This window comes from Clostridium simiarum (assembly GCF_018919175.1).
GTDB lineage: Bacteria > Bacillota > Clostridia > Clostridiales > Clostridiaceae > Clostridium_L > Clostridium_L simiarum.
Genome location: NZ_JAHLQL010000007.1, coordinates 37,129 through 51,840 on the forward strand (window position 1 = coordinate 37,129; position 14,712 = coordinate 51,840).

A 14,712-nucleotide genomic window follows, 5' to 3' on the forward strand; every position below is an offset into this window, starting at 1 on the left:
TTAATCTTTAACTTGTCCTACATCTATCATTATATTCCTCAAACATTAGCAAAGTAAAGGGCAATTACTGATATAGCTTCTTGTTTAGAATATATGAAAATAGCTTTGCGTACTTCACTCATAGGTGGGTTATTTTATTATGTCAAAGGATATCCCAAAATTGCATCACAAGTATCCCTAAAATTGCATCACAAATATTATCAAATGCTCCATCCTTCTGCTGTTTTTCTTATGTCTAAAAATCTCTTATAAACCCCCTTCTGAGTTATTAACTCTTCATGAATTCCTCTCTGTACAATACGCCCTTCATCCACTACAAGTATCTGATCTGCATTTTCAATGGTAGCAAGACGATGTGCAATGATTATTATAGTTTTCCCATGTACCAAGGCACTTATTGCCTTTTGTATTGCATGTTCATTTTCTGGATCTACGCTGGCAGTTGCCTCATCTAAAATAACGATAGGAGCATTTTTCAGCATTGCTCTAGCTATAGATATACGTTGTTTCTCTCCTCCAGAAAGGGTTGACCCACCGTCTCCAATCACTGTTTCATATCCATCAGGAAGGCTCATAATAAAGTCATGGCAGCAAGCCTTTTTAGCTATCTCTACCACCTCTTCAAAGCTTGCCTCTGGTTTTCCAAATCGAATATTATTAATCACCGTATCATGAAATAAATATACATTTTGAAACACCATGCTGATGTTTTTTAGAAGGCTGTCGCAAGTCATTTCCTTTACATCCACACCTCCTACCATTACACTTCCCTTATCAACGTCATAGAATCTAGCAATGAGACTGCATATTGTGGTTTTTCCACTTCCAGAAGGACCTACAATTGCTGTAGTGGTATTCTCTGGTATAGTGAATGACACATCCTTTAATACTTCCCGCTTTTCATAGGCAAAGGTAACATCCTTAAACTGAACATCATATGCGGATAACTCTATATCTTTGCTGTTTCTATCAATAAATTCTGCCTCTTCTATACCATCTAGTTTATCCAGTGTGACATCAATAATTTCCAATACATGAGCCGCATTATTTATAGCTTCTATATGTCCAAAGATAACAAAAGAAAAGATAGCCATCATAAGCATAGTTGGTATATCCATCTCTCCATTTGTAGCCATTATTGCTGATGCAAGAACAATGCCCACAGATGCCGCCTTAAGGGCAAATAAATGGAGACAATTATAAGGTACATAATTCTTTTCAATTTTTATATTTATATCCTTGCTCATCTTATAAGCACTACGAATACCTTCTATTGAAACTCCATCACGTTTAAATGCTTTAACTATAGGCATTCCTCTTATATACTCAATAGTGGATGTCACCATGCTATCTTGAGCCTTTTGATGTATAGGTGCATTTTCATTGCTCTTATTACCAAGTAATTTTAAGAATAGAGCGGATAATAAGATACCTGCTACTGCAATGAGGGCAATGCGTAAATCATAAAACACTAGGCAAAGTACCATGGTAAGTGCACTAATATATCCATTTACCACAACATCTATCATCTTCATCCCATACATTTCAATAAAGGACAGATCTGTTGTTACAGCTGATGCAATTTCTCCAGCACTTTTCTTGCTAAAAAAGCCCAAAGATACCCTTTTTAATATGTCACCAATTTCAATTCTTTGTTCTGCAGATACTTCATGTCCAATACTCTCTTGAGTGGATGCTCGAAGATAAGAAAATAAAAATCTGCCTGCTACAGTAAAAATCATAAATCCTAACATATAAAATACCTGATCTATTGTTATCTGGTTATTACCCTTCATGTCCTCTATAATAAGGTTCAATCCATATGCAGCTCCCATAATAGGCATGGCTGTAAACATAGTATTAAAGAAGGAATATATAAATCCTATATATAAACGCTTTTTTCGCTGTCCAGACCACTCAATGATTCGTTTTATTGATTTAAGCATCTTTCTTCATGCCTCCTCTCTCATTGTTAGCTGCCCATTTCTTTGCACCAATATGAGCCTCCCACATACCTTTATAAAGTTTACATCCCTTAAGTAGTTCCTCATGTGTACCTGTATTTACTACAGTCCCTTTTTCCATAACTATAATTTGGTCTGCATTTTTTATAGTTGAAAGTCTGTGAGCAATTACCAATAAGGTTTTCCCTTTAGCAAGGGCTGCAATGGATTTTTGAAGTTTATCTTCATTTTCTGGATCTGTAAAGGCTGTTGCTTCGTCCATAATAACAATAGGTGCATTTTTTAATATGGCTCTTGCTATGGCAATCCTTTGTTTTTCCCCTCCAGATAATTTTCCTCCAGCCTCTCCAGCATTGGTATCATATCCATTATCAAGATTTTGAATAAACTCATCACAACAAGCTGCTTTTGCTGCATTAATTACATCTTTGTCCGTTGCACTAGGATTACCAAGTCTTATATTCTCCATAATTGAGCAGTTAAAAAGGAAGTTGTCCTGAGTTACAAAACTCACTGTGTCAGCAAGCTGTGATAAAGGAATCTCTTTGATATTAATACCTCCAATTTTCACCTCTCCAGACTTTACATCCCAAAATCGTGCAATTAACCTTGCAACGGTAGACTTTCCTCCTCCTGAAGGACCTACTAGTGCCCCAAAGTTTCCTTGAGGAAGTTTTAGATTAATGTTATTTAACACATGATTTTCTGTACTATTTAAATTATCATCATTATCAGTATCATAGGAAAAGGATACATCTTTAAGTTCAATACCATAGTTATGAATGTTTACCGGTTCTAACTGGTTTTCAAGCTCTTTCAAATTCAAAAACTCATCTGCATCCTTTACAGCATATTCTATAGCTTTAATCTCATTAATAAACACCGTAAAGGTGGTTAATGGCGCTACAATTCCTAAAGATAATATAATACACATTGTAAGATCTGCCGGAGTTAAGGTGCCCTTCATATACAAATACATTCCCATAGGCATAGTACCAAGTATAGTGGATGGTAAAACCGCTCCACCAAAATTCATAAGTTTCCAAGTACTTTCAAACCAGTTTAATGTATATGCTTTAAAAGACTCTACTGCCTTTTCAAACTTTTCATAAGAAGAGGAAGATCTATTAAAGGCCTTTATAACTTCGATTCCTTCTACATATTCTACAATAACGCTATTAACGTAGTTGCTAGACTCCATATAATCTGCATACTGTTTACTAAAGGTCTTCATCATAATTGAGTATGCTACAAGTGCAATAGGTACTGTAACCATTGATGCAAGTGCCATACGCCAATCTATCATAATGATATAAATAAGTACGCCTATAGGTAAAAGTAGATTTGAGATTCCCTCTGGAATTAGATGAGCCAGTGGAAGTTCTACAGTTTCCACTCGATCTACAATTACACTTTTTAACTTTCCTACAGGCTGATTTAACACTGTTCCAAGTGGAGCTTTCATTAATCTATCAGCTATTTTAAGCCTCATATTCTCTAATATGGTATATGCAGAAAAATGGGCTAACATAGTAGATATAGCATAAAAGATAAGTTTTATCCCATACCCTATAAGACATATTGCTGACCAAAATAATATTCCTTTTACCGTCTGCTTTCCATCAAAAAACGAAATGATGATTTGATAAACTCCCACATAGGGCACAATTCCACCTGCAACACTTATTATTGCACATATTACTGAAAGGATCATTTTTGACCTGCATTCCGTGGCAAAGGAGAAGACTGTTCCTACCCAACTTTTTTCTTTCATTTTATACTTTCACCTCTCAACGATTTTTAAATTTTAAAGACTATATATTCTTATTATCCTTCTCCTATTAAGGGGAAAAGTTATTGTATACATTAGTCTTTTAATAATAATTATAGGGATTAGTTATAACTAACTAATCCCTATTTTAATGGCTGAAAAGTATGCCTGCCACTCCACAAAGGTTAAACCTGCTCCAATTAGACAAATGTTTTTCGATATTCAGAAGGTGAGACATTCATGACTTTTTTAAATGCAGAGGCAAATTTACTAGAATTTTGATAACCCACTTTCCCTGCAATGGCGGTAATGCTTTCATTGGTTTCACGTAGCATTAGCGCCGCCATCTGCATGCGATAAGATCTCATATAGGTATGTATTGATGCCCCATATACCCCCTTAAAGCACTTTTTCATAGAGGTAAGTGATATCTCAAATTGGTTAGACAGTTCTTCTAAGGTTATGTTCTTGTCTACATTATCAGTGATATGCATCATAATTTCTTTTACTGTTTCAACTTGATTTTTAGGAAAATACGGTCTCTCTTCCCCCTTTGTCTTTACATCTACTACAGTTAAAAACAAAAGCAATTCTAAAATCTTAATTTTACAATAATTTATACGTATATTATCAGGTACAGTATAGAGCTCAGAAAAAATATGCTCAATAGAATCCTTTGCACGCATGATAAATGGAGACTTCCCAGAACAAAATTTATCATATAATGCTGGCAAATCAATGGAAAGCCCCTGAAAAATAGTGGATAAGTTCTTTGATGCTTCCTCAATATATATTGCAACTGTAATTCCATGATAATGCTTTAGAGGAAGTCCAAATCCAATGGCATGATGATTTCTTGAATTAATCTGCAAATCTCCCTCTTTCAAATACATATATGACCCACTTTGAAATTCCCATTCAATACGCCCCTCCCTGCAATGATCAATACCCATCATCTCCACCTTTGGCAAAAATTCCGAAGAACAATTCTCTAAATGAAAGTCATTATACATCAAATCAATGCCAGGAAACACTTTATAGCATGTCATGGTACCCTCTCCAGTGCTATCTTTCATTTTATATACAGTACACTCTTCATCTCTTTTTATCACAGTGATATTATTACCATAAAAGGCCTTTTCTTCCCACAATATATTCAATCTTGCTCTTCTCCCTTTCCTACCATAATAATCAGCTTTGCCAACAAAGGACTCTCCTTTTAATTTTGCAAAAAGCTTTAGGGAAGTAAAAACTCCCTCTAAAAGCAGAACTCTTTATATATATTTCTTTAAGCACTTAAAAAGTAATATAACTAATATGACCAGTATTATAATCAATTTTCTTAAATTCAAATTTAACTAACTCTATCATAACACTTCTGCCTTTTCATTAAAACGCTAAAGAAAAACCCTGTTTTAAATTAGGTTCCTCAGCTTTAGAATATTCCCTTGGTCTTTCATATCAACTATTCTTAGCACAATAGAATCCTTATGTCTAAAAGTGTTTACAATCTTATATTTTGACTCTGTTTCATTACAGTACAACATAAAAATCCCCTACTATTCATAAGCCAGAATAATAGAGGATTTTAAAAAGGTGAATAAAAAGAATTCCTGAAGTAAGTAAATTATTTTAGAGTCATAGTTCTCCTGTAAACACAATTATAAATATTGAATATATATAGGATTACGTACCATCTTTGTTATGATATGATTATATTATAAGGTGAAATTATGTAATCATGGGATAGTCTAATAAAGAATTAGGAGGAAATAGTTATATGACTAGGAAATTAATTGTGATATTTGCAAGCTCATTAATGATTTTAATGGGATTAATTGCATTTAACGACTATATAGTCAATTCTAAAACCAGTAACAATAAAGATGTACTAGCTGAACCTAACTCAAGCCATTTAAATAATGAGAAGTCTATAAGTAATGACCTTAATGTAAAAAGTATAATATTACATACAAAGGGTAATGTTAAGGAAATTTCTGAAGAAAACTATTCAGAATTACTGAAACTTACAGAATTAAAAAATTCTGAAACTGAAGGACAAGTGAAGACTTTAATTTCTGAAGATAATTTAAATTCATATAAGAATAGCAATAGCATATTAGAAATTTTATTTAATGAAGATCAAATACTAAAGTATACGGAACTTGAAATCACATCTGAGATTCCATATACAAGAATCCTTTATCCTCTAAATGATGCATTTAATATAGGTATTAATAATAATATGATTCTCATAGAAAATAAGGACTCAAATTTTCCAGCATTACAAGTATTACAATCAAAAGAAAACTCTCAAAAATTATTAAATCTACTTAAAATAAATGAATGATCTACATATATCTAAAAAATCAGATGGCATAAAAATTCCATCTGATTTAGGTTTCATTTATCTATATATCATCTAGTTTTCTAATCTGATTAGCCCTATGAATTAGCTTATTATATAAATAAACATCTCTATCATCAAAATACTCTTCAGTAAATTTGTCCAAAGAAAACCAACTTACATCGCTATTTTCATCTTCCTTTACTATAAGTGTTTCTTCTTCACTTGCCATAAGAATATATGCCACCGAAAGATGCAGGTGTGCACTAACATACTTATTTCTTCTCACATGGCCATATACAGGTAAAATATCAATAGACACAATATCTTTTGTAAGAGCTGTCACATCATTTATACCTGTTTCTTCTTTTGCTTCCTTAATTGCAACCTGCAAAAAATCACTATCTCCATCAACATGTCCACCAGTCCAAGCCCAAGTATTTCGTATATTGTGATGAACCATTAGCACTTTATCTAGTTCTTTGTTCATTATAAATCCTGAACTTGTAATATGCGCAAATTCATTTTCTCTTAACAAAATATTATGTGGAAACTTTTCTATATAATCAAGAATTATCTTTTTATCTTGACTTTCTTGTTCATTGGCAGGAATAAAATCCATAATCTGATTTATATAATCCATGTATATCCCCCCTGCTATCTACTTGTTTATTCTTTTATTCCCCACTTACTATCTATTTATCTAATAATTTTCCCATTATAACTGTATTATAATAGTTTCCGTCTTTATGAATACGGTCCTTTATTAATAATCCTTCTTCTACAAATCCATATTTTTTATATAGTTGAATTGCTTTTGTATTTGTCTCCACCACAGTTAATGAAATTTTTTCAATCCCCACAGTATTTGCCCACATCAAAATATTTTCTAGTAATACTTTACCAATTCCATGACCCCAGTATTCCTTTGATATACATATTCCAAATTCTGCTTTATGCCTAAATCTACTTAGATTACTTCCTTTGCAACGAGTAAATCCAACAATCTTACCTTCAACTTCTGCCACTAAAAATAGAGTTTTTTCCGCTATTGAATCTTCATAAATAAGTTTTTCAAAGTCTTTTGGTGTTAATAGATCCTCACCGGATTCTCTATCAAGGTTTTCTGTTTCTCCATCAATTTTAACCCTTAATTGAGACAACTCAATTGCATCATGTTTTGTTGGACAGCGAAGTATCCATGCTAGACTTTTACCTTCTATTCTTATGTTGTCAATAATCATATATTACCTCCAGTAGTATTATTAAAATAAATTCTAAGCGTTATCCGATTTTAAAAATGAGAATAAATCTAAATCAACAATACCTTTTCCTGTCCAAACTGCTCCTTGTCTTATTGTTCCTTCTTTTGTAAATCTATTTCTTTCTAACACATTTCTTGACTTAATATTATCAGGCATAACAAATGCCTGTACCCGATTTACTCCTATAGCATTTAACAAATAATCCCTTAATACCTCTACTGTTTTGGTAGCAAAACCATGTCCCCAATAATCTTCATTTAAAGTGTATCCAATGGTAGCCATATTTACCTTTTCGTCAAAATCAAATATTTCAGCAACACCAATAATTCTTTTTAAATCTTCATTAATACAAATTCCAAGATATATGATTTTCTTTTTACCAAAATCTCTTTCAAAATGAGAAATCATATTTTCAACTGTAGATTTATTCTTTTTTACTATTCCTGGTCTATATTTAAATAATTTTTCGTTACTATATATTGAGTAAAGATCATCTAAATCAGTTATTTCTACTTTTCTTAGGGTTATCTCACTTGTTTGAATGAAGGGAAATTTTGAAAATAAAATCGCCTTATCCATGGTTTCCTCCTTATAAATAAAGTTCTTGCTTTTAGGGGGAGTTTTTTACTCCCTCTAGAACTTAGAAATCCTTATCCAGGGACGTAACCACTCTTTATTCCCACTTTGAAGAAGGCGGGAGTATTAGAGTGGGTAGTCATGGGATAAACAGAGTTCTTGCCTTTAGAGGGAGTTTTACTCCTTCTAAAGCTTAGAAATCGTTATCCAGGGGCGTAACCACTCTTTATTCCCGCTTTGAAGTAGATGGGAGTATTAGAGTGGGTAGTCATCGGATAAATAAAAATTGTTAGTTTCTCACATTTAACTATTAACTCATAATATGAGAACATTGTGAATTAAATTAAGCACGCTTTTCTATAATCCTCTAAGGACATTTCATAATCAATTGATGTTTGCCACTCACCAAGTTGGTTCTTCCATGCATCCACATTTGTTGCAACTTTTCTAAATCCCAATTTATTGATTATAATTTTTATATTTCCTACTTTCCCAATCTTCTTTACTCGTATTTCTACCTTCAGGGACTTGGTTTAAGCACTGATTTATACTTTGATATTTATTGATATGATAATTTTCTGCTGATGCTAAACGTTGCATATCTTTATAATAATCATCAAATTCAAAAGGAACTTCTTCTAATATTTTTATAAATACTTTTATGTTTTCGTGGTCTCTTGCTTCATTTAATTTTGGAATAAAATGTTGTTTTTCCTTCATCATAGCTACATGTCCATTCTTAGCGTCAAACATTCTTCCATAGACACTCTTTGAACGACCTACATATACACAGCTTTTATTTTCATCTCTTTTATTTTCATCTTTTATAAAAATGCCATAAATACCTCTAACAGGATTACTAGTATCTTCAATTCTTTCATCAAGAAAAATATTTGTTTTTTTATGTAGCCATTTTAAACTAGTATTATTGTTTTCCATTTTTATCCCCCTTTATTTTCTCAACAAATTCCTATTTTATCTTTCATTAAAAATTTCTTTACTGTTTTATTATAACATATTTTGTAAATATCCAATGCTAAACTTATTATATTTTATTACTTACGATACGGTATTTTTATTTATAAATATAGCCTTAGCCTTTGATTTTACTTGGCTAAGGCTATAAACCTCATTTATTTGTGATACGGTTCACCATAACTATTCTAAATCATATTTTTCCATTTTATCCTTGTTAATATAGAACTTAATGGCAAAGAAAAAAAGCACCCATCCGCCAAAGACTAGTGCTTCACTCTAGAATAAAATATTAATTTAAATTCATCCAATAGCCCTAAAACAAAATAAATGTTCTAAGACTCAGCTTAGTGTTATCAACACTAAGCTTTTCTTATTTACACCTACAGTGTAAGTTCGATTTACTAAATCAAAGATTTAGAGTATTCCTTATATTATATCAAACTTTTATAAAAATTAAACCCATATAATTTTTTATATTTTAAATTTTAATCTCAATAATATGAATTAGAATTTGTTTTATAATCTATTAATAGTTTGGTTATGATTAAATTTTCTTATTCAATCTTTTGTTAAGTTCACTAAGTGCTACTTTATTTCCATCCCATTTTAAATATGAAATAGCATCAGTATAATTCATCCACTTATATTCTGTATGTTCATGTGAAATCTTTAATTGTTTATCTGAAATTTCAACTCCATAACAATTTTCTGGTATAACATAGATATCTTCTCCCCAATATATGCTATCTGCAAACTCTTCAGCAGGAATTGAATTAACTGTATCTAACTTAATGTAAAGAGACTCCATAGAAATTCCTGCTTCTTCCCATGCTTCTCTTTTAGCAGATTCAATTGTAGTTTCTCCATCTTCTCCTCCACCAGAAATAGCCTGCCAACAGTCATAATCACTTCTATGAAATATCGCATATTCTATACCTTTATCATTAATATGATAAGGAAATACTAAAACTTGATACGGCGCTCTCATAAACTCACCTACTTTCTTGTATTAATCATTACTTATTGCACAAAACAATGCAACCATTTCCAACTCAAAATAACCTTATAGTCAAATTTACTATTTATAATGTATATTAACCTCACGCTACTTATCGTATATATTAATATTTTTTTATAAATATTGTACACTAAAATTATTTTACCTACTTACTTATGTTACGGTATTTCCACCTGTAAAAATAGCCCTAGACAAGTTATATCAATGCCCAAGGCTAAAAACCGCATTTATTTATAAGAAAACTCCTTCTCACATTTGTTCGAAGGAGTAAGTTCGCCTAACCAAATATAAAATTTGGAGGCTTACTTATTGTACGGTTCACCGTAACGGGTATAACGTAGCTTTTTAAACTATCTTGAAAATAAATATAAGCTTACACTATTTTATGTAAGCCAACTTGCACACTATATTTATAAAATTTTCATTGAAGAAGTTTACGACGTCAAATAAGAAGATTATGAATTAAAAATACTGTAAGATTTTAAAATCTATTTAGTTTAATTCTATTTTTAAAATCTATTAGTGAGTTATTAATAATAAGTTCTTCAGGAAAATCCACTTCATGTAATACTTCATAAACAAGGTTGAATCTACCAACATCTGTATCAACATGTGCGTCACTTGCTAGAATAATTTGTACATTATATTTTTTACATAACTTTAACATATAAATACTATTTTCACGTGCATTTATGCGGCGGTTTATGGGGTTTATAGAATTATTATTTATCTCTAATAATGTATTATATTTTTTTGCAGCTTGTACAACTAAATCATAATCCAATGGACATGAACCATCATCTGGATGGCTAATTATATCAATTCTTGGATTTTTGATAGCTTGTATTACAGCATTTGTATTTTCCTCTATTGTTCCAGGTGTGTAACAATGATTATGGATTCCTGCGATTCTTATATCTAATTTGTCAATTAATCTATCTTCCATACTAAGTTTTCCACTATAATCCAAAATATTTATCTCTGCACCTAGCATTAATTCTACTCCATACATCTCTCTTGGAACTACTCGAAGATTTTCAAAGTATATATTAGAACATGTTCCTGGGATACCTTGAGCATGTTCTGTAATACCTAAAAGCTTTAACTTCTTTTTTGAAGCTTCTTTAGCCATTTCGCGAATACTACTATATGCATGACCACTTGCTACGGTATGTGTATGAACGTCTAACTCTATATTCATGTTACTCCTCCATATTTTTATTTATAATTTACTAAAGCGTAACAGCTAACCGTAATTACTACTTGCCAGAATAATTATAGTATATATTATAAATTTGTATATTTCAATTTGTGGTTATTTTTATAATCTCTTTGATTTTCCTAATCACTATATTCTTATAATAAAAACAGAAAAGAAGAAGAACCCCATCATCAGAGGACTCTCCCTCCTTAATTTATGAACTATTTCTGTATTTTCTTATCAAAGTGAAGTTCTATGCTTTTTAGGTCTTGATATAGAACTTAATGGCAAAGAAAAAAGCACTCCATCCCAGCAAGAATAGTTGTGCTTTTTTTAATAATTTATACTAAATAATTTTATACTAGATTTTTTGTATTATATAAGAAGACCATGAAGAACTATTCATTTAAAATCCATTCATATATGCACTCTTGCCTTTCCCCTTTTTGATACATATCATTATGAAGTGGTAAATCTACTATTTCCTTAAGTTTAAGACTTGCTTTCTCACAGGTCATTCTAGATGGAAAATTATTTGGATTGCAAGTTATTATCAATCTATCCATTCCATGAGCAATGGCTATCTGTTTGATAATTTTACAAGCCTTTGCCGCATAATTATTTCCTCTATAATCTTCTTCAATTCTATAGCCAATATTACCACCATAATATGTATTCTCATTATATCCAATACGAATATCAATATTACCTATACTCTCATTTGAATTGTGCATGGTAATCCTATATTTGTATGCAGGTACATAACCTTTTTTCTCGTTAGGCGGTATTTTATCTTCGATCTTTAAATCAATCTCACCATCTGTTAAAAAATCAAAATCTTTGAACTGAAACATCCTTATCCCCCTAATCTCCTCATATCTTACCATTGTGTCCCAGAATAATAAAATTGTGAATTGTATCCCCAATATTTTGTTAAGGAAAATCTCACTTTAATTTCTTAAACAATACTTTATTTAGTTAACTATATTTATAAAAATGAGATTTACCTAAAACAACTGTCCTTAACAAAACAGGCTTATTCCTTCTTTTATTTTTATAATTCATTAAGAAATTGTTGCAATCTTTCCATATACCTTCCAATATGAACACCGTCCAAAAGCATATGATTAACTTGTATAGAATATGGTAATAAGATCTTATCACTCTGACTGAAGTATTTTCCAAAAGATATCCTTGGAATAGAGTCCTCTTTATTCATTACAATCTCATTTGATATACTCGTGAAAGATATCCAAGGAATGCAAGAAAAATATATTAATTCATCTTGTTCAACATCAGTTTCAGTAAAATATTCTATTTGATTAATTGACATTTCTTTTGCATTATTTGAAAATTTAATAATACACTCTCCTAAGTCTAAAGTCACAATTTTAAACAAATCTTCACCAGGACTCATGTCTGTAAAAGATGGTCGTAACTTATCATGAAGAATAATTTTTCCATCTCTAATTTTATAACGAAAATCTTCTATTTCATTCATTACATATGTAGAGGCATAAACCATACTATAGTAAAATGAAATTTTGTTTTCTTTTACAAATTTCAGAAAATTAGTCACATCAATATTTGAACATATATTAAATTGTGGATTATCTACTTTTTCAAAAAAACTATAATGATTTTTTCTCTTCCAAGTATCAAAGTTAATATACTGCATACTTACCTCCTAAATAACTTTTAAGTATTATTATAGAATAACTTAATAGTCTTCTACACAATAAGATATAATAATTTTAATATTTCCACAAAAACAGATGTTTTCGGGAACTCATTAAATAACTATAAAACTTACTTCATAATATATGAAAATTCAGGCACAAAGTATAAAAATATTATAAGTATTTAAAAACACTAATCATATAATCCTCTTCCTTAAAATCTCCACAATAATTAAAGCCAGCTTTAGAATAAAAATTTTTTAATTTTATATTTCCAGCCCAACAGTCCAAATATAGTGTTCTTTTTAAATTTCTTGAAATCTCCAAAGCATAATTAATAGCTTTAATTCCTATATTTTTTCCTTGATACTCTGGTAGTACTGCTATTCTATAAAAGTACAAATTATTTGAGTTGCTGATATGAAACCCCTCATTAATATCCATATCTTTTAAAGAAAATGTTCCAACTATGAGCTTGTCTATTGTTATCACATAGACATTTCTATTTTTTATTTCTATATTTATTTCTTCAAAATGCCAAGGATATTTCCATTGATTTATACTTTTTTGATGTAAGTTTAATGTTACTTTGTTTAGTAATTCAACTATTATTCCTATATCATCTTTCTCTGCTAATCTAATCTCACACATCACCCTGATATTTCCTTCCGTTTTGAACTATAGTGTTTTTTGCAGTAAAACATATCTTTACATCTCATCTGTTCTTTGATGCTTTTTACCATAATAATTTAGCTCATGCTAACCACCTATTTCATCATCTATCAATTTCTGCAATCTTCCAAAACTTAATTCTTCCTTGCATCCATTGGCTTTTAAAAAACCTTTTGTTAAATCCTCCACTGTTGATTCAAGCATAATAAAGAACTGATTCATTGCAAATTCTTTTTTTAAATCCTTTTCATCTTCTCCAAACACTTGATTTATAAATCCTTCAAGCATTTGATCCATTCCCCATAATTTTAGATGCAATAACTCATGTACTACTAACTCTTCCATGTTTTCAAACTTGGGATTATTATTAATCAACATAACCGCTTTTTTGTCATCCATATCAATTTTTATATCTCCTGATTTTCTCCATTCTTTATCTACAATTTTAAGCTTTATATCCCAATCTCTTAATCTTAAAATCTCTTGCCATTTATTTAATAATTCCTCTAGTTTACTAACATCTACTCCCATAAAAATGTTCCTTTCTATAATCATTTATTTTAAATTTATAGCATGGTCAATTCATTTAGTGATCTAATTATTGGATACTTGCTTTTAAAGGCTTGATTAATAATATTATTATATTTAATAAATAATCTTTACTAAACATACTCTCACAACTCCGTCACTAATTAAGAAAGATATCACTGAATTGAAACTAAAATTATTTTACCTCAAATCTATAGATTGGAATTTGTCTCTTTTATGCTATGCTTATAACCTGTAGTATCAGTTATACAAAAAGACACCATCTAACGCCAAACTTATCAATAAAATCTACAAACAACGGACTAAAATCACAAGGACCTAACGGAAATAAGATTTCACTATCCTCTTTAAGTATCTCGTAAGCTTGTTTGACCATATCCTCATTTCCTTCGCCGTAATGAAAGCAAAACTGCATTGTGTTGCCTGTAATACTTTTATGCATGTCATCATTAGCCTCAGCTATTGCTAAGATATGACCACAAATATCAAGTTCTGCATGATAAAATGTGTGCTCAGAGCTTTTTACGTTAAACCCCAAGATGGCATTAAAAGCTTTTAAATAAAGTTCTACAGCCTCTCCACTACCTTTTACATAAATTTGCATCATTGCTCTTTTCATAATATACCTCCATTACCATATATAAATACTCTTCTATTCAAACTCCTACTTATCTATATATTATACAAATAAT

General features: G+C 30.6%; 15 protein-coding genes. 1 reads left to right on the forward strand and 14 read right to left on the reverse strand.

The genetic code is table 11. The features are described 5' to 3' along the window. Window positions 1-200: 200 nt before the first annotated feature. The 3 genes from KQI89_RS15400 to KQI89_RS15410 all read right to left on the reverse strand — a co-directional run bounded on the left by KQI89_RS15400 (window position 201) and on the right by KQI89_RS15410 (window position 4,895). Complete coding sequence (locus tag KQI89_RS15400) at window positions 201-1,946, reverse strand: ABC transporter ATP-binding protein (protein ID WP_216457825.1); 1,746 nt, start codon at window positions 1,944-1,946, stop codon at window positions 201-203. Next, window positions 1,939-3,738 (reverse strand): ABC transporter ATP-binding protein, encoded by a 1,800-nt coding sequence (locus KQI89_RS15405; protein ID WP_216457826.1) that lies wholly within the window; start codon window positions 3,736-3,738, stop codon window positions 1,939-1,941. Before KQI89_RS15405 ends, KQI89_RS15400 begins: the two co-directional genes overlap by 8 nt. A 197-nt stretch (window positions 3,739-3,935) precedes the next feature. After that, window positions 3,936-4,895 carry a helix-turn-helix transcriptional regulator gene (locus KQI89_RS15410; RefSeq protein ID WP_216457827.1) on the reverse strand — a complete coding sequence of 320 codons (960 nt, stop codon included), beginning with the start codon at window positions 4,893-4,895 and terminating at the stop codon, window positions 3,936-3,938. Window positions 4,896-5,515: 620 nt separating this feature from the next. Between KQI89_RS15410 and KQI89_RS15415 the strand changes: the two genes are divergently transcribed. After that, entirely contained in the window at window positions 5,516-6,085 is a 570-nt protein-coding gene (locus tag KQI89_RS15415; RefSeq protein WP_216457828.1) for a hypothetical protein, read from the forward strand. Window positions 6,086-6,146: 61 nt separating this feature from the next. Here the strand turns inward: KQI89_RS15415 and KQI89_RS15420 are convergent, their stop codons facing one another. The 11 genes from KQI89_RS15420 to KQI89_RS15470 all read right to left on the reverse strand — a co-directional run bounded on the left by KQI89_RS15420 (window position 6,147) and on the right by KQI89_RS15470 (window position 14,639). Beyond that, window positions 6,147-6,725 (reverse strand): NUDIX hydrolase, encoded by a 579-nt coding sequence (locus tag KQI89_RS15420; RefSeq protein WP_216457829.1) that lies wholly within the window; start codon window positions 6,723-6,725, stop codon window positions 6,147-6,149. A gap of 52 nt (window positions 6,726-6,777) precedes the next feature. Next, a complete protein-coding gene (locus KQI89_RS15425) occupies window positions 6,778-7,326 on the reverse strand; it encodes a GNAT family N-acetyltransferase (RefSeq protein ID WP_216457830.1) in 549 nt (182 codons plus the stop codon). Between the two features lie 33 nt (window positions 7,327-7,359). After that, window positions 7,360-7,926 (reverse strand): GNAT family N-acetyltransferase, encoded by a 567-nt coding sequence (locus KQI89_RS15430; RefSeq protein ID WP_216457831.1) that lies wholly within the window; start codon window positions 7,924-7,926, stop codon window positions 7,360-7,362. A gap of 456 nt (window positions 7,927-8,382) precedes the next feature. Beyond that, a complete protein-coding gene (locus KQI89_RS15435; protein ID WP_216457832.1) occupies window positions 8,383-8,862 on the reverse strand; it encodes a hypothetical protein in 480 nt (159 codons plus the stop codon). 583 nt (window positions 8,863-9,445) lie between these two features. Further along, entirely contained in the window at window positions 9,446-9,889 is a 444-nt protein-coding gene (locus tag KQI89_RS15440) for an NUDIX hydrolase (protein ID WP_216457833.1), read from the reverse strand. A gap of 511 nt (window positions 9,890-10,400) precedes the next feature. Then, the gene (locus tag KQI89_RS15445; RefSeq protein WP_216457834.1) at window positions 10,401-11,120 is read right to left on the reverse strand and encodes a phosphatase; all 720 of its coding nucleotides are present in this window, start codon (window positions 11,118-11,120) and stop codon (window positions 10,401-10,403) included. Window positions 11,121-11,518: 398 nt separating this feature from the next. Further along, window positions 11,519-11,974, reverse strand: a complete 456-nt coding sequence (locus tag KQI89_RS15450; RefSeq protein WP_216457835.1) for a GNAT family N-acetyltransferase — start codon at window positions 11,972-11,974, stop codon at window positions 11,519-11,521. Window positions 11,975-12,174: 200 nt separating this feature from the next. After that, window positions 12,175-12,798, reverse strand: a complete 624-nt coding sequence (locus KQI89_RS15455) for a chloramphenicol acetyltransferase (protein WP_216457836.1) — start codon at window positions 12,796-12,798, stop codon at window positions 12,175-12,177. A 175-nt stretch (window positions 12,799-12,973) separates the two neighbouring features. Continuing rightward, window positions 12,974-13,450, reverse strand: a complete 477-nt coding sequence (locus KQI89_RS15460) for a GNAT family N-acetyltransferase (RefSeq protein WP_246583150.1) — start codon at window positions 13,448-13,450, stop codon at window positions 12,974-12,976. A gap of 108 nt (window positions 13,451-13,558) precedes the next feature. Further along, a complete protein-coding gene (locus KQI89_RS15465; protein ID WP_216457838.1) occupies window positions 13,559-14,002 on the reverse strand; it encodes a hypothetical protein in 444 nt (147 codons plus the stop codon). 262 nt (window positions 14,003-14,264) lie between these two features. After that, window positions 14,265-14,639 (reverse strand): VOC family protein, encoded by a 375-nt coding sequence (locus KQI89_RS15470; protein WP_216457839.1) that lies wholly within the window; start codon window positions 14,637-14,639, stop codon window positions 14,265-14,267. Between the last annotated feature and the right edge of the window lie 73 nt (window positions 14,640-14,712).